The sequence below is a fragment of the uncultured Aquitalea sp. genome (genome assembly GCF_945957525.1).
Taxonomy (GTDB): domain Bacteria; phylum Pseudomonadota; class Gammaproteobacteria; order Burkholderiales; family Chromobacteriaceae; genus Aquitalea.
In genome coordinates, this window is the sequence record NZ_CAMFLA010000001.1 from 264,543 (window position 1) to 279,788 (window position 15,246).

Genomic DNA, 15,246 nt, shown 5'->3' on the forward strand with positions numbered 1-15,246 from the left:
ACCAACATCGACAAGGGTAATCTGCGGTCGCTGCCAACATCGGCCACCCGCTTTTGACGCACTACACGTTCCATACCGTTTTGGCTACCCCCTGAGCGAAATAATTTATGGATACAAATACGGAAAACGACTGGAGACAGGGGGAGTCCTTGCCAGACTAATGACTGATTTCTGCCGAGAAACCGGGCTTTACAGCGATATTGTGCTACCTGTTCCCTTGGCAAATGAAAGACTTGCAGAGCGTGGATTCAATCAATCCGACGCACTGGCCCAAGCGATCGCTGATACAATGCAAAGCCGCTTTTCCGCCACACTGTGTTGGCGAAAACGCAACACCCTGCCGCAGGCCTCGCTCAACCGCCGCGAAAGGCTGCGAAACCTGAAGAATGCATTTGGCGTAAAACAACGGATTGACGGGCTTTCCGTCGCCATTGTCGACGACGTCGCCACCAGTGGAGCGACCCTTTCCGCACTGGCCGAAATCCTCAAAAAACAGGGGGCAAAAAGGGTCGATGCGTGGGTGCTCGCAAGAGCATCCTTTTCAAAAACTTGACCAAGATTTTGATTCTTTGGAACAATCCAGCCTGCCAACGATGTTCACTGTTGTTCTTTTTCAGCCGGAAATCCCGCCCAATACGGGCAATGTGATTCGTTTATGTGCCAACACCGGCTGTGAACTGCATCTGGTCAAACCAATGGGTTTTCCCTTGGAAGACGCCAAGTTGCGACGTGCCGGGCTCGACTACCACGAGTACGCCCGAATCGTTGTCCACGAAAACTGGGCCGCCTGCCGGCAGGCCCTGCAAGGACGGCGGATTTTCGCTGCAACCACCAAGGGCGCCACGCGCCACGACCAGATTTCTTTCCAATCCGGGGACGTTTTGCTGTTCGGTCCCGAATCCCGCGGCTTGCCGCCAGAAGTGCTGGAGGATTTTTCCCCATCACAGAGGATTCGTTTGCCCATGCGTCCCGAGTCGCGAAGCATGAACCTCTCCAACGCCGTCGCGGTGATGGTGTTCGAGGCCTGGCGACAGATCGGATTTGAAGGAGGAGGCTGATACGCAGCTCACAAGCCGGCCAACACAACCGGGCATTCGCCGCCGCATGCAGTACTGCGGCAACCGGTCCTGACCCGATTTCTCCGCACAACGCGGAATCAGGGTTCCCCGAAGACGGGCAGGACAGGCAGCAGCGATATGCCCAACAGCATAAGGGAGCTCTATGAAACCAGTACTCCGCTGGCTGTGGCTTGTATTTGTCAGTCTTGTGCTAGTGGCCTGTTCCACCGTGAAGACCGCCAGCGCCAACAGTCAAGCGTCGGCCAAGCCGACGAAGAAACCCACGGTCGCCAGCAGCAACGGCGCCTACTTTCAGAATGACGGCCCGGCCAACCACATCCCGGTCAACCTGAATCTGGTTCCGGACGCCGTACCGCAGGAAGAACCGCTGATCAAGTCGGCCAATCTGCCCTACTCGGCGCTGGGCATGAGTTATCGCCCCGACACCAGCGAGAAGCCTTACAAGGCGGAAGGCAAGGCGTCCTGGTACGGCAAGCAGTTTCATGGTCGCAAGACCACCTCGGGCGAGAAGTACGACATGTTCGCCATGACCGCCGCCCACCCGACGTTGCCGATCCCGAGCTATGCCCGGGTGACCAATTTGTCCAACGGTAAGAGCGTGGTGGTGCGCATCAATGACCGAGGCCCGTTCCACAAGAATCGCAGCATGGACCTGTCCTATGCGGCGGCCTACAAGCTGGGCTTTGTCAAACAGGGCAGCGCCAAGGTCAGCATTGAGCGCGTCTGGCCGATGGCCGGCGGCGAAAACGTCGCCACGGCGCCGATCAACGCCGACATGAAGGCGGAAGACAACCCGAAATACCTGCAACTGGGTTCTTTCAACAAGCTGGCCAACGCCGAGGCCTTGTTGAAGAAGATGCTGGACGACATGGATGATCGTTACGACTCCAAACTTGGCATCATCAACCAGCAAGGCAACTATAAAGTCCGCCTGGGGCCCTTCCCCAGCGACGATGCGGTACGCAAAGCCGCAGAGAGCCTGAAAGTGGAGTACGTGGTGATGAAGAACTGAGCAAAAGCCGGTTCTTTACGAGAAAAGCGAAGGCGATGCCTTCGCTTTTTTTACGTCCTCGATTTTCAACAACATGACACTCAAACGGCGGACGTAAAAAACCCCGGTACAAACGTACCGGGGACAAGGCCTTAATTGTCAGCGTAAGGCTCCCGCTCAGGGAGGCAAGCGGGAGGTGCCGAGGCACCTGAGCGGTTAGTACGCCCCCACTCAACAAAGTTCCATCAATCTTCCGCTTGCTCGGCGGATTCGTCCGCTTCGCCGCTGGCGAACCAGGCTTGAACCACCTCTTCCACTTGCTCTACCCCGGTTTTCTTCAGGCTGGAAAACAGCTGGATGCTGACACCCGGGTAGTCTTTCAGGGCAGCCTTCACCGTGGCCAGGGTCTTGTTTTGCTCCTGGCGCGACAGTTTGTCGGCTTTGGACAACAGTATGTGCACCGGTCGCCGGGTGTCGCGGAAGAAGTTCAGCATCTTCCAGTCCAGCTCTTTGAGCGGGTGACGTGAGTCCATGATCAGGATGAGACCGATCAGACTTTGGCGCGTTTGCAGATAGCGGCCCAGCAGTTCCACCCAATGGGCGCGCACGGCCTCCGGCACCTCCGCATAGCCGTATCCCGGCAAATCCACCATGAAACGCTCGTTGCCGAGGTCAAAAAAGTTGATGTGCTGGGTGCGGCCAGGCGTCTTGGACACGTAAGCCAACCGCGTGCGGTTGGCCAGCGTATTGATGGCGCTGGACTTGCCGGCGTTGGACCGTCCCACAAAGGCCACCTCGGCCCTAGTGGGCGGCAGGTCGCGCAGATGGTTGACGGTGGTATAGAAAGTGGCGTTCTGAAAAATCGACATAGTAGTAAGGTTGAAATCAGTTGGTATAGAATATCAGGTTTGAAATTGCCACTTTTACAGATATTTAAGAAATTCCTCACAAGGAGCGATCATGAAACGGATGATGCTGTTGGCAATGGCTGCGGCGACCCTGGCTGGCAGTGCGATGGCGCAAGACAGCGCACCCAAGGGCGACCCGGTAAAGGGCAAGCAGATCGTGGATACGGTTTGCGCCGCCTGTCACGGTGCTGACGGCAACAGCGTGGCTTCCGCCAACCCGACGCTGGCTGGCCAACACGAGGCGTATATCTACAACCAGCTGCAAGCATTCAAGAAGGGCGATCGCAAGAACCCCATCATGCTGGGCATGGCCTCTTCGCTGTCCGACGCCGACATGCGCAATGTCGCTTCCTACTTCAGCCAGCAAAAGCCGAAGCCGCGCGAAGCCTCCAACAAGGATCTGATCGCTCTGGGCACCAAGATCTATCGCGTCGGCAATCCGACCACCCACGTACCGGCCTGTATGGCTTGCCACGGTCCGGCCGGCAAGGGCATCCCCGACCAGTTCCCGCGTCTGGGCAGCCAGCACGCCGCTTATGTGGCCAAGCAACTGGCTGACTTCAAGGCTGGCGCCGATCGCAAGAACGTCACCATGTCCGATGTTGCCAATCGCATGAGCGACGCCGAAATGAAGGCTGTGGCCGAGTACATCTCCGGTCTGCGTTGATTCGCAACTTTTGCCCATGGTCCTGTTCAAAAGGGAAGCCTTAACAGGCTTCCCTTTTGTGTTCGGCAAACATAATGAAAAACCAATCGCGCCAATCCACGGCATACCGGCTGTATGAGCTGTTCAGTTCGATGCGTTTCGCCATCGGCCTGCTGACCATTCTGGCCATCGCTTCCGTCATCGGGACGGTGCTCAAGCAGAACGAACCCTACCCCAACTACGCCTTCGAATTTGGCCAGTACTGGTTTACCGCTTTTGAAAAGCTGGGCCTGTACGACGTCTACCATTCGGCCTGGTTCCTCACTATCCTCGCTTTTCTGGTGATGTCCACCACCTTGTGCATCATCCGCAACGGCCCGGGCTTCCTCAAGGAAATGAAGTCCTTCCGCGAGAAAGCGTCCGACAACTCGCTGGCGGCCATGAGCCACAGCGAAGCCATCGAGGCAGAACTGGCCGATCCGGCCCCGCTGCGCGACTACTTGCGCCGCAATGGCTGGCGTTGGCGAGAGCATCAACGCGAAGACGGCAGTCTGCTTTTCGCCGCCAAAAAGGGCAGCGCCAACAAGCTTGGCTACTTTTTCGCCCACATTGCGCTGGTGGTGATCTGCATCGGCGGTCTGATGGACGGCAACCTGCCGCTGAAACTGGGCGAACTGGCCGGCAGCGTCGTGCCGGAGACGCGAGATATCCCGCAAAGCCAGATTCCGGCCCACAGCCGCTTGTCCACCAGCAACCTGTCCTTCCGCGGCAATGTCACTATCGCCGAGGGCAAAAGTGCCGACGTCACCTTCCTCAACGCCGGCAACGGTTATCTGGTGCAGGACCTGCCCTTCATCGTATCGCTGAAGAAGTTCTATGTGGACTACTACAGCAACGGCATGCCCAAGCTGTTCGCCAGCGACATCGTCGTCACCGACAAGGCCACCGGCAAAGTGACGGAAGCGCAGGTGAAGGTGAACCACCCGTTGATTGTGGACGGCGTGGCCATTTACCAGGCCAGCTTCGGCGACGGCGGCTCGCCGCTGACGCTCAAGGCTTGGAACCTGGATTCCCCGCAGATGGCGCCGGTGGACATCAAGGGCGTCTCCACCGCCAGCCAGCCCCTAAAAGCCAACGGCAAGGATTACACGCTGGAGTTCGGCGACCTGCGCGTGTTCAACGTGGAAAACATGGGTACCGGGCCGCAAGCCGAGAAAACCCTGCAAGACCGCATGAAGGACGCGCGCGAGGTGAAGCACGAGAAGCAACTGCGCAATCTCGGCCCGTCCATCACCTTCAAGCTGCGCGACCGACAGGGTCAGGCCGTTGAATTCCATCACTACATGGCCCCCATCCAGCAGGACGGCGCCAGTTATCTGGTGGCCGGGGTGCGCAACAAGGTGTCAGATCCCTTCCAGTATCTGCGCATTCCGGTGGACGACGAGTTGTCCATCAACCGTTTCATGCGCCTGCGACAGGCCTTCATGACCCCAGCCTGGTATGACGAGATCGCCCGCCGCACGACGGAAAAAGCCATGAAAGGCTCGGCTATCAGCCCGGCCATGCAGCGGCAGTTCGGCGACAGTGTGAAGTGGATTCTGCAAAGGTTTGCCGAAGGCGGCTTTGTGGCGCTGGAACAATTCCTCGACGATCGCGTGCCGCAGGACAAACGCCAGGCCGTGGCGCAGACCTATGTGAAGATCCTGCAAGGCGCGGTGGTCGACGTCATGGCGGTGGCCGACGAGAAAGCCGGTCTCAAGCCCATGGTGCAGGACGGGCAGCACTATCGCTTCTTGCTGGACAGCCTGGTGGGCATCAGCGCGCTGCACGACTACAAGGCGCCGGTGTTCCTGCAACTGCAGGGTTTCGACCAGGTACAGGCCTCCGGCTTGCAGCTCACCCGCTCCCCGGGCAAGAATCTGGTGTACCTCGGTTCGCTGATGCTGGTTTTCGGCATCATCCTGATGTTCTATGTTCGTGAAGTGCGTCTGTGGATTCGCCTAGGTGCCGGCTCGGTGCGCGTGGCGATGACCTCCAATCGCCACAACCGCGATCTGGACCGCGATTTCCAGCGTCAGACCGACGCAGTCAAACAGTTGGCAAGAGGTGAATGATGGAACTGGCCCAACCCTTGATCGAACAGCCCTTTTACAAGCGCCTGCAACTGGGCGACTGGGCGTACGCCGTGCTGGTGCTGGCGGCGGCGGCATACAGCTGGTCGCTGTACAACCACTACATGGACGGTTACGAACAGGCCATTCTGGCCGGCTCCGCCATTGGCCTGGTGGCGCTGGGCTGGTTCTGGAAATCCTGGCGCTGGTTCTTCCCGCTTGCCGGCGCGGTGGCCCTGTTGGGCATCAACGCCTATCACGGCGAGCTGGCGCGCGGACAAACCGCCTTCTGGCTGAAGTACGCGCTGTCCAGCCAATCCGCCATCATGTGGATGTGCACGCTGTTCTTCCTCGCCACCGGCGTGTACTGGGCCGGACTGATCGCCCGCTCCGGCCTGCTGACCCGCATGGGCAGCGGCCTGACTTGGGCGGCTGCAGTGATGGGGGCGGCCGGCCTGTTCGTGCGCTGGTACGAGAGCTATCTGATTGGCGCCGACATCGGCCATGTACCGGTATCCAACCTGTATGAAGTGTTTGTGCTGTTCACGCTGATCACCGCCTTGATGTATCTCTACTACGAGGCCAAATTCGCCGTGCGACAAGCCGGCGCCTTTGTGCTGCTGGTGATCTCGGCGGCGGTGGGCTTCATCCTGTGGTACTCCTTCGACCGTCAGGCACATGAAATCCAGCCGCTGATCCCTGCCCTGCAGTCCTGGTGGATGAAGATTCACGTTCCGGCCAACTTCATCGGGTACGGCGCTTTCGCCATGTCCGCCATGCTGGGCGTGGCCGAGCTGCTGGTGATCAAGGGCAAGCTGAAAGACCGTCTGCCTGCGGCAGACGTGCTGGACGAGATGATGTACAAGGCGATTGCCGTGGGTTTCCTGTTCTTCACCATCGCCACCATCCTCGGCGCCATGTGGGCGGCCGATGCCTGGGGCGGTTACTGGAGCTGGGACCCGAAAGAAACTTGGGCGCTGATCGTGTGGCTGAATTACGCGGCCTGGCTGCATATCCGCCTGGTGAAGGGCTGGCGCGGCGAGCCGCTGGCCTGGTGGGCGGTGATCGGCCTGCTGGTCACTACTTTCGCCTTCCTTGGCGTCAACATGTTCCTGACCGGCCTGCACTCTTACGGCGGCCTGTAAGCATTGCGCCAAGCCCCAAAGCCCCGGCCCTGCCGGGGCTTCGTTTTTCCCCGGCTGCGGACAAAGCGTCGCCGGCCTGCTATCGTATCGATTCTTTTGTTGCAGAGGACTCTGTTTTTACATCATGGACTTATCCTGGCTGTCTGACCCTTATGCCCTGCTCGGCCTGCTCACGCTTATCGTGCTGGAGGTGGTGCTCGGCGTCGACAACCTGATTTTCGTGGCCATCCTGGCCGAGAAACTCCCCCCGAGCCAACGCGACCGCGCCCGCGTGATCGGTCTGTCGCTGGCGCTGGTGATGCGGCTGTTCATGCTGGCCGGCATCAGCCATCTGGTGAAACTCACCTCCCCCTTGTTTACCGTCTTCGGCCAACCTTTCTCCGGCCGCGACCTCATCATGCTGGGCGGCGGCCTGTTCCTGCTGTTCAAGGCCACCATGGAGCTGCACGAGCGCCTGGAAGGCGTGGAGGACCACGAGAGCGAGGGCCAGAAGGCCTACGCCGGCTTTGCCGCCGTGGTGGTGCAGATTCTGGTGCTGGACGCGGTGTTCTCCATCGACTCCGTCGTTACCGCCATCGGCATGGCCGAACACCTTACCGTGATGATGACCGCCGTAGTCATCGCCATGGTGCTGATGATTCTGGCCAGCAAACCGCTGACCCGCTTCGTCAACGCCCACCCCACTGTGGTGATGTTGTGCCTGGGCTTCCTGCTGATGATCGGCTTTAGCCTGGTGGCCGACGGCTTCGGTTTCCACATCCCCAAGGGCTACCTCTATGCCGCCATCGGCTTCTCGGTGCTGATCGAAGTGTTCAACCAGGTGGCCAACGTCAACCGGCAGCGCTACATCAATAGCCGCAACACCTTCCGCTCGCGCACGGCGGATACCGTGTTGCGCCTGCTGGGCAGCGCCCCGCTGCACGGCGGCACCAGCGGCGAGCCGGAACAGGAACAACGCAAGGACGAGGGCGAGACCGCCTTTGCCCAGAACGAGCGTGCCATGATCCACAGCGTGCTGACGCTGGCCGAACGCCCCATCCGCGTGATCGCCACCCCGCGCTCCGATATCCACCGGCTGGACTTGAGCCAGCCGCGCGACAGCCAGCGCCAGGTACTGCGCGACAGCCCCTACTCCCGCTTGTTGGTGGTGGGGTCTGGCGGCATCGACGAGCCGCTGGGCATTGTGGCGCGCAAGGACCTACTAGCGCAGGTGCTGGACGGGGAGGAGCTGAACGTCACCGCCGCCTTGCGCCAGCCGCTGGTGCTGCCGGAAGGCATGACCGTGCTGAAGGCCATGGAAGCCTTCCGTCAGCAAGCCGCCGACATGGCCTTCGTGGTGAACGAGTTCGGCAGCCTGGAAGGCATTGTCACCCTCAAAGACCTGATGGAAGCCATCGCCGGCGACTTTCCGGAAGAGCATGAACGCAACGAGCAACCCGCCATCGTGCAAAACGAAGACGGCAGCCTCGATCTGGAAGGCAGCCTCGAGCTGGTGACGCTGGAACAGTACATTCATCTGGGCGACTTCGAAGACGAAGACTTCCACACTGTAGCCGGCCTGCTGATGGACCGCCTGGAGCGCATCCCGCGTCTGGACGACAGCATTGTGGTGGGCAACTGGGAAATCCGCGTTACCGAGCAGAAGGGCAATCGCACCGAGCGGGTGTGCATTCGCCCCCTGTCCGACACCGCCGATGAGTGAGGACGCGGCAGGGCCGGCAGCAAGCCGGCCCTGGTTTGTCTACATGCTGAAATGCCGCGACGGCGCGTTCTACACTGGCATTACCACCGATGTGGCGCGCCGTTTTGCCCAGCATCAGGCCGGCAAAGGCGCGCGTTACACCCGCGCCAATCCACCGCTTGCCATCGCGCTGGTGCTGGAATGCGCCGACAAGGGCGCGGCCCTGCGCGCGGAATACGCCATCAAACAACTGGATCGCACAGCCAAACTGGCGCTGATTGCCCGTTGCGAAACGGAAAAGCCACACTGCCCGTCAGACAAGCACTGAGCGGCATCACAAGGCCATTGCATGTAAGCGTCATGTTTCGTGGCTAAAGTCTATAGTAGATAAAGACTTCAGCCACCGACTGCGAACATGCCCTTCACCCAGCGCGCCATTTCCCTGCAACTTCACATCGCTTACCTCTTCATCGGCCTCCTGCTCAGCTTTGCGGTCGTAAGCGGCATATATCACTATCGGGAAGAAACCCGCCTGTTGCTGGATGCCGCCGACAAGGAGATGTCGCTGGTAGGCGATCAGACCGGGTTGCAAATGGAAGGCCTGTATCAGCCGGCCGCCACCTTTGTCGACCTGCTGGCCCAGCAGCGCCTGATGCGCGCCACCACGCTGGACGAACGACTGGACAGCCTGCCCTTTGTACTGGATGGCATGCGCCGGCTACCCGCAGTCACTGCCAGCTACATCGGCTACGACAACGGCGACTTCTTCATGCTGCGCCGCTGGCGCTCCGATCCGGCCTTCGGCAAACTCTTCCACGCACCCGCCGGTACCCGCTGGGTAGTGCAGAGCCTGATCCGCATCGGCACCAGCACACAGGGCGAATTTCTCTATCTGGACGATGACGGCAAGCTGCTGAGCCGCGAATGGCGCGACGACTACCGCTTTGATCCGCGCAGCCGCGGCTGGTATCAGGCCGCCAGAAAGTCGCCGGACCAAGTCACCTCGCCGCCTTACATCTTTTTCACCACCCGCCAAAGCGGCATCACCCTGTCGCGGCGCAGCGGCAATGACATGGCCGTCGCCGGCGCCGACATCCAGCTGGACGATATCGGCCGCATCCTGCAGAAATCCCGGCTTACCCCACACAGCGCGCTGGCGCTGCTGGATGAGCAAGGCGCTGTCCTCAGTTGGGATTTGGGCGTGCCCGAAGCCAAGGTTGGCCCAAACGGCCAATTGCGGCCTCCGGCGCTGAGCGACACCGGTAATGCAGTGCTCATCCGCCTGCAACAACTCAATCCCGAAGACCGGGGCGAAGCCTTCACGGTTAACGGCGAAGACTGGCAAGGCACCATCGAAGCCGTGCCCGTGCCCGGCGGCAAGCCGCTCAAACTGCTGATCGCCGCGCCGCACCGCGAACTGCTGGCTGACGCACTGGCCATCCGCAACCGCATCCTGCTGGTGACCGGCTTGTTGATCGTTATCGGCGTCGCCTTGGCCAGCTGGCTGGCCCGTCTCGCCTCCCGCCCGCTGAGCGACCTGACCCACGAGGCGGAAAAGATTCGCCGTTTCGATTTTGCCGATCCCGTGGGCACCAGCTCCACCATCAAGGAAGTGGTGCAGCTGGCGCAATCGTTCGACAGCATGAAATCCACCATTCGCCAGTTTCTGGACCTCTCCAGCACGCTGGCGTCGGAAACCCACTTCCCCACCCTGCTCAAGCGGGTACTGACCGAGCTGCAGCAAGCCACCGGCGCGGAAGGCGGCCTGCTGCTGCTGATCGATGCCGACAACGGCAAACTCACCAGCGCGGAACGCATCTGGCGGGGACACGCGCCGGCGGAAAGTACGCCGCTGGCCATCAACGCCGACAGCCATCCCGGCCACCCGCTGCTGAGCGCGCTGCAAAATCCCGACCGGCCACTGCCGCTGGACGCCGATACGGCCCGCATGCACTTCGGTACGCTGGGCGACATCGACCGACCACTCACCCTGCTGGCCATGCCCTTGCAGGACCGCAGCGGCCAGTTGCTGGGCGCAGTCGCCCTGTTGGTGGATGAAGTGCGCGCACCGCTGGGTGCGGACCGGCTGGGCTTTGCGCACGCCCTGTCCGGCACCGCCGCCATCGCTCTGCAAACCCAGCAGCTGATCAACGAGCAGAAAATCCTGCTGGAGTCTTTCATCCAGCTGATTGCCGGCGCCATCGACGCCAAGAGCCCCTACACCGGCGGCCACTGCCAGCGAGTGCCCGACCTCACCAAACGGTTGGCCGAAGCCGCCTGCCAGGAAAAACAGGGCGTGTTCGCCGACTTCAAACTCAGTGCGGAAGAGTGGGAAGAGCTGCACATCGCAGCCTGGCTGCACGACTGCGGCAAGGTCACCACGCCGGAATACGTGGTGGACAAGGCCACCAAGCTGGAAACCCTCTACGATCGCATTCACGAAGTGCGCATGCGCTTTGAAGTGCTCAAGCGCGACGCGGAAACCGCCTGCTGGAAGGCGATTGCCGAAGGCGGCGAACGCGAAGCCTTGCTAGAGAATATGGCCGAAGAGCAAAAGCGACTGGATGACGATTTCGCTTTTGTCGCCAGTTGCAACGAGGGTGGGGAATTCATGAGCCCGGACCGGGTGGCGCGGCTGAAAGCACTGGCCGGCAAAACCTGGCTGCGCACCCTGAGCGACCGCCTGGGCGTGAGCTTCGCAGAGAAAAAACGCAAGGACGCGCAGGGCGCCGAAACCCTGCCCGCGCCGGAAGCGCTGCTGGCCGACAAACCCGAGCACATCATCCCGCGCGAAGATCACGACCGCTTGCCAACCGACAGCCGCTGGCAGTTCCGCGTCGACATGCCCGAACATCTTTACAACCGGGGCGAACTGTACAACCTGTCCGTCGGGCGCGGCACGCTGTCCGAGGAGGAGCGCTACAAGATCAACGAGCACATCATCCAGACCATCATCATGCTGGGCAATCTGCCGCTGCCGCGTCATCTGCGCCGCATTCCGGAGATCGCCGGCGGGCATCACGAAAAAATGGACGGCAGCGGCTATCCGCGCCGGCTCAAGCGCGAAGAGATGGGCTGGACGGCGCGTATGATGGCCATTGCAGACATATTTGAAGCCCTCACTGCTGGCGATCGGCCCTACAAACAGGGCAAAACCCTGTCCGAAGCCATCCGCATCATGTCCTTCATGAAGAAAGACCAGCACATCGACCCGGATCTGTTCGACCTCTTCCTGCGCACCGGCATCTACCTGGACTACGCCCGCCAGTACATGGACCCAGCGCAGATAGACGACGTGGACATCCAGCCCTACCTGAGCCCTGTCGGCGTCTAACGCAAAAAGGCGGCGGCGGGGTCTGCCCCGCCGCCGCCTTCGGCCAACCTTGGCGCATGTTGCTTCCCATCGCGCCAGGCCTTCCTTGCCTGATCCACACGCCGGCTATTCGGTATGCGCAGCCTGCTCCATGCGACGATCCGGCACCAGCCAGGCCAACGCCATCAACCAGTACAGCGCCACACCCAGCCAGGGCTGCCAGCAAGACAACAGCACGCCTGTCAGGTAGATCACCGGCGACAGCTTGCCTTTCAAGTCGCCGCCCAGCGCCCGGGACAGCGATTCGCGATTGCCCGGCACGCACAACAGCGCCTGCTGCATCAGCCACCACGCCACCGCGCACATCAATAGCACCGCGCCATATGCTGCCACCGGCACCGCCTCCAGATGGTTCTCGCCCATCCAGCCGGTCACAAAGGGCAGCAGCGACAGCCAGAACAGCAAATGCAGATTGGCCCACAACACCTTGCCGTCCACATGACGCACAGCGTGGTAGAAATGATGATGGTTGTTCCAGTAGATACCCACGTAGATAAAACTCAGCACATAGCTGAGGAATACCGGCAGCAATTCGCCCAAGGCGGCGAGGCTGGTGGCGTGCGGGACTTTCAGCTCCAGCACCATGATGGTGATGATGATGGCGATGACGCCATCGCTGAAGGCTTCCAGTCGGTTCTTGCCCATAAAGGCTCCTAATTCAGTGCTGCGCGGCGGCGGCAGGTTGATACGGCACGGTGATGATGGCGCAATAGCGGTCCGGGGTACTAACCGCCTCCAGCTGGGCTTCCGCGTCGTAAAACAGCGCCAGCCGTTCACGCAGGTTATCCAGCGCCATGCGGTTGCCCTTGTGCGGTTCGGCATTGCCGTCGGACAAGGGGTTGGTAACGGACAACACCAGCTGCTTGCCGGCCAGATGCGCGGCCACATGAATGACCCCGCCCGCCCGCGAACGCTCCACGCCGTGGTGGACCGCGTTTTCCACCAGCGGCTGCAGCAGCAGCGCCGGCAATACGGCATCGGCCGGCGCTTGCACATCCCAGCTCACTTGCAGGCGCTCGCCCACCCGCTCAGCCTCGATGGCCAGATACATGCGTGCCAGCTCCACTTCGCGCGCCAGCGTAGAGGCCTTGCCCGGATCGGCCATCTGGGCGCGAAACAGATCCGCCAGGTTTTCCAGCACCATCTCGGCCTTGTCCGGCTTGCTGCGGATCAGGGCGATGGCGGCATTCAGGCTGTTGAAGAGAAAGTGCGGCCGGATGCGCGCCTGCAGCGCCGCCAGACGTGCTTCGCTCAAGGCGGGCGACAAAGCGCGCTGGCGCAGCCAGAAGTAATGCATCAGCAGCAGTGCCATCAGCATGGCCAATAGCGGACGTTCAAGCGGAAAAGGATCGTGCGGGGTCAGCAGGCGATCCAGCCCGCTGACGCACAGCAGGCATACCAGCACCACCGTGAGATAGGGCTGGCGCTGGCGCATCAGGTGTTCGGACAACAAAGCAAGAATGCCGAGGATGAGCAGCAACGCCGGCTCCACCCAGGCGGTCAGCGTCAGGACGCGCACGAACAGCGGGTCGCTGCCCCGCAGCAGAATGGCCGCCACCAGCAATAGAAGGTTCACCAGCAGCAGGATGCGCAGCATTACGCCCAGATTGCGGAAATCCGGAATAGCGAGATAGCGGCTTTTTTGCAGGATGGCTGACATGACGGCGCTGAGAGAAAGATTGCCTGCATCATAGCAAGCGCCGGCAAGTCGGCGCGAGCCGCGGCGGTTGCTGCCGCCAAAGCCACAAGCGGGAAATCCCCGCTCGCCCGTCAAGGCCGGTTTCCCTATAATCATCCGGGATACCTCAGGTATCGCCCGGATAACGCAACACACCCGCAGGGAAAACATCAAGATGCAAGACAGCCATGCCTGGTCCGGTCGCTTCAGCGAACCGGTTTCCGAACTCGTCAAGAAGTACACCGCCTCGGTCGACTTCGACAAACGTCTGGCCGAATTCGATATCGAGGGCTCTTTGGCCCACGCCGCCATGCTGAACAAGGCCGGCGTTCTTTCCGATGACGATCTGGCGGCCATCCGACGAGGCATGGCGGAAATCATCGACGAGATCCGCGCCGGCGCCTTCGCCTGGAGCGTGGACCTGGAAGACGTGCACATGAACGTGGAACGTCGCCTGACCGACAAGATCGGCGACGCCGGCAAGCGCCTGCACACCGGCCGTTCCCGCAACGACCAGGTGGCCACCGACATCCGCCTGTGGTTGCGCGCGCAGATCGACCTCATCGTCGGCCTGATCGGCGAGCTGCAGCAAAGCCTGCTGGAGCTGGCGGAACAGCACGCCGACACGGTCATGCCGGGCTTCACCCACCTGCAGGTGGCCCAGCCGGTGACCTTTGGCCACCACATGCTGGCCTATGTGGAAATGCTGTCTCGCGACGCCGAGCGCATGAGCGACTGCCGCAAACGCGTCAACCGCCTGCCGCTGGGCGCGGCCGCGCTGGCCGGCACCACCTTCCCCATCAATCGTCACTACACGGCCGAGCTGCTGGGCTTTGACGATGTATGCCACAACTCGCTGGACGCCGTGTCCGATCGCGACTTCGCCATCGAATTCACCGCCGCCGCCAGCCTGGTGATGGTGCACCTGTCGCGCCTGTCCGAAGAACTGATCCTGTGGATGAGCCCGCGCGTCGGCTTCATCGACATCGCCGACCGCTTCTGCACCGGCAGCTCCATCATGCCGCAGAAGAAAAACCCGGACGTACCCGAGCTGGTGCGCGGCAAATCCGGTCGCGTGGTGGGCCACCTGATCGCCCTGGTCACCCTGATGAAGGCCCAGCCGCTGGCCTACAACAAGGACAATCAGGAAGACAAGGAGCCGCTGTTCGACACCGCGGACACCCTGATCGACACCCTGCGCATCTACGCCGACATGATGCGCGGCGTCACCGTCAAGCCGGCCGCCATGCGCGCCGCCGTGCTGCAGGGCTTCGCCACCGCCACCGATCTGGCCGACTATCTGGTGAAGAAGGGCCTGCCCTTCCGCGACAGCCATGAAGTGGTAGCGCTGGCGGTAAGGTTTGCCGAAGGCCGTCAGGTGGATCTGGCCGACCTGTCGCTGGCCGAGCTGCAACAGTTCAGCCCGCTGATCGCCGAGGACATCTATCAGGTGCTGACGCCGGAAGGCAGTCTGGCGCAGCGCGACCACGTCGGCGGCACCGCGCCCAAGCAGGTGCGCGCGCAGATCGCCCGCCACAAAGCGCGCCTTGGCTGACCACCGACCGATGCCGAACCTCCAGGCCCGCTGCTAGCGGGCCTTTTTCATGCTTGCGCCGAGCGGACAGCAAAGCGGC

The 15,246-nt window shown here is 61.4% G+C and carries 13 protein-coding genes; 10 read left to right on the forward strand and 3 right to left on the reverse strand.

Annotation, left to right across the window (positions count from 1 at the left end; genetic code table 11):
• Nucleotides 1-160 precede the first annotated feature (160 nt).
• From Q0P52_RS01390 to Q0P52_RS01400, 3 genes are all read left to right on the forward strand, one after another.
• Nucleotides 161-553 (forward strand): phosphoribosyltransferase family protein, encoded by a 393-nt coding sequence (locus Q0P52_RS01390; RefSeq protein WP_293759619.1) that lies wholly within the window; start codon nucleotides 161-163, stop codon nucleotides 551-553.
• Nucleotides 554-593: 40 nt separating this feature from the next.
• Nucleotides 594-1,058 carry a tRNA (cytidine(34)-2'-O)-methyltransferase gene (locus Q0P52_RS01395; protein ID WP_293759913.1) on the forward strand — a complete coding sequence of 155 codons (465 nt, stop codon included), beginning with the start codon at nucleotides 594-596 and terminating at the stop codon, nucleotides 1,056-1,058.
• A gap of 163 nt (nucleotides 1,059-1,221) precedes the next feature.
• Complete coding sequence (locus Q0P52_RS01400; protein ID WP_293759617.1) at nucleotides 1,222-2,091, forward strand: septal ring lytic transglycosylase RlpA family protein; 870 nt, start codon at nucleotides 1,222-1,224, stop codon at nucleotides 2,089-2,091.
• A gap of 224 nt (nucleotides 2,092-2,315) precedes the next feature.
• Here the strand turns inward: Q0P52_RS01400 and yihA are convergent, their stop codons facing one another.
• Nucleotides 2,316-2,939, reverse strand: a complete 624-nt coding sequence (gene yihA, locus Q0P52_RS01405) for a ribosome biogenesis GTP-binding protein YihA/YsxC (RefSeq protein WP_293759615.1) — start codon at nucleotides 2,937-2,939, stop codon at nucleotides 2,316-2,318.
• Nucleotides 2,940-3,030: 91 nt separating this feature from the next.
• Between yihA and Q0P52_RS01410 the strand changes: the two genes are divergently transcribed.
• The 6 genes from Q0P52_RS01410 (at nucleotide 3,031) to Q0P52_RS01435 (ending at nucleotide 11,895) form a co-directional block, all read left to right on the forward strand.
• Complete coding sequence (locus Q0P52_RS01410) at nucleotides 3,031-3,645, forward strand: c-type cytochrome (protein WP_293759613.1); 615 nt, start codon at nucleotides 3,031-3,033, stop codon at nucleotides 3,643-3,645.
• Between the two features lie 74 nt (nucleotides 3,646-3,719).
• Nucleotides 3,720-5,738 carry a cytochrome c biogenesis protein ResB gene (locus Q0P52_RS01415; protein ID WP_293759611.1) on the forward strand — a complete coding sequence of 673 codons (2,019 nt, stop codon included), beginning with the start codon at nucleotides 3,720-3,722 and terminating at the stop codon, nucleotides 5,736-5,738.
• Complete coding sequence (gene ccsB / locus Q0P52_RS01420; protein ID WP_293759609.1) at nucleotides 5,738-6,880, forward strand: c-type cytochrome biogenesis protein CcsB; 1,143 nt, start codon at nucleotides 5,738-5,740, stop codon at nucleotides 6,878-6,880. Before Q0P52_RS01415 ends, ccsB begins: the two co-directional genes overlap by 1 nt.
• A 124-nt stretch (nucleotides 6,881-7,004) precedes the next feature.
• On the forward strand, nucleotides 7,005-8,582 hold the full coding sequence (locus tag Q0P52_RS01425) for a TerC family protein (RefSeq protein WP_293759607.1): 1,578 nt from the start codon (nucleotides 7,005-7,007) through the stop codon (nucleotides 8,580-8,582).
• Nucleotides 8,583-8,625: 43 nt separating this feature from the next.
• On the forward strand, nucleotides 8,626-8,889 hold the full coding sequence (locus tag Q0P52_RS01430) for a GIY-YIG nuclease family protein (protein ID WP_293813636.1): 264 nt from the start codon (nucleotides 8,626-8,628) through the stop codon (nucleotides 8,887-8,889).
• An 87-nt stretch (nucleotides 8,890-8,976) separates the two neighbouring features.
• The gene (locus tag Q0P52_RS01435) at nucleotides 8,977-11,895 is read left to right on the forward strand and encodes an HD domain-containing phosphohydrolase (RefSeq protein ID WP_293759603.1); all 2,919 of its coding nucleotides are present in this window, start codon (nucleotides 8,977-8,979) and stop codon (nucleotides 11,893-11,895) included.
• A gap of 105 nt (nucleotides 11,896-12,000) precedes the next feature.
• Here Q0P52_RS01435 and Q0P52_RS01440 read toward each other — a convergent pair whose 3' ends face one another.
• Together Q0P52_RS01440 and Q0P52_RS01445 are read right to left on the reverse strand one after the other, a co-directional pair.
• Complete coding sequence (locus tag Q0P52_RS01440; RefSeq protein ID WP_293759601.1) at nucleotides 12,001-12,579, reverse strand: TMEM175 family protein; 579 nt, start codon at nucleotides 12,577-12,579, stop codon at nucleotides 12,001-12,003.
• A gap of 13 nt (nucleotides 12,580-12,592) precedes the next feature.
• Nucleotides 12,593-13,594: a histidine kinase gene (locus tag Q0P52_RS01445; RefSeq protein WP_293759599.1), complete on the reverse strand. Its 1,002-nt coding sequence runs from the start codon at nucleotides 13,592-13,594 to the stop codon at nucleotides 12,593-12,595.
• 193 nt (nucleotides 13,595-13,787) lie between these two features.
• Between Q0P52_RS01445 and argH the strand changes: the two genes are divergently transcribed.
• Nucleotides 13,788-15,167: an argininosuccinate lyase gene (gene argH / locus Q0P52_RS01450; RefSeq protein WP_293759597.1), complete on the forward strand. Its 1,380-nt coding sequence runs from the start codon at nucleotides 13,788-13,790 to the stop codon at nucleotides 15,165-15,167.
• Nucleotides 15,168-15,246 lie beyond the last annotated feature (79 nt).

Excerpts from the sequence above, each read along its gene's own strand:
- Q0P52_RS01395 (WP_293759913.1), top strand. The coding sequence starts at position 594 with ATGTTCACTGTTGTTCTTTTTCAGCCGGAAATCCCGCCCAATACGGGC.
- Q0P52_RS01390 (WP_293759619.1), top strand. The coding sequence starts at position 161 with ATGACTGATTTCTGCCGAGAAACCGGGCTTTACAGCGATATTGTGCTA.
- Q0P52_RS01430 (WP_293813636.1), top strand. The coding sequence starts at position 8,626 with ATGCTGAAATGCCGCGACGGCGCGTTCTACACTGGCATTACCACCGAT.
- Q0P52_RS01410 (WP_293759613.1), top strand. The coding sequence starts at position 3,031 with ATGAAACGGATGATGCTGTTGGCAATGGCTGCGGCGACCCTGGCTGGC.
- Q0P52_RS01435 (WP_293759603.1), top strand. The coding sequence starts at position 8,977 with ATGCCCTTCACCCAGCGCGCCATTTCCCTGCAACTTCACATCGCTTAC.
- argH (WP_293759597.1), top strand. The coding sequence starts at position 13,788 with ATGCAAGACAGCCATGCCTGGTCCGGTCGCTTCAGCGAACCGGTTTCC.
- yihA (WP_293759615.1), bottom strand. The coding sequence starts at position 2,939 with ATGTCGATTTTTCAGAACGCCACTTTCTATACCACCGTCAACCATCTG.
- ccsB (WP_293759609.1), top strand. The coding sequence starts at position 5,738 with ATGGAACTGGCCCAACCCTTGATCGAACAGCCCTTTTACAAGCGCCTG.
- Q0P52_RS01425 (WP_293759607.1), top strand. The coding sequence starts at position 7,005 with ATGGACTTATCCTGGCTGTCTGACCCTTATGCCCTGCTCGGCCTGCTC.
- Q0P52_RS01440 (WP_293759601.1), bottom strand. The coding sequence starts at position 12,579 with ATGGGCAAGAACCGACTGGAAGCCTTCAGCGATGGCGTCATCGCCATC.
- Q0P52_RS01415 (WP_293759611.1), top strand. The coding sequence starts at position 3,720 with ATGAAAAACCAATCGCGCCAATCCACGGCATACCGGCTGTATGAGCTG.
- Q0P52_RS01445 (WP_293759599.1), bottom strand. The coding sequence starts at position 13,594 with ATGTCAGCCATCCTGCAAAAAAGCCGCTATCTCGCTATTCCGGATTTC.
- Q0P52_RS01400 (WP_293759617.1), top strand. The coding sequence starts at position 1,222 with ATGAAACCAGTACTCCGCTGGCTGTGGCTTGTATTTGTCAGTCTTGTG.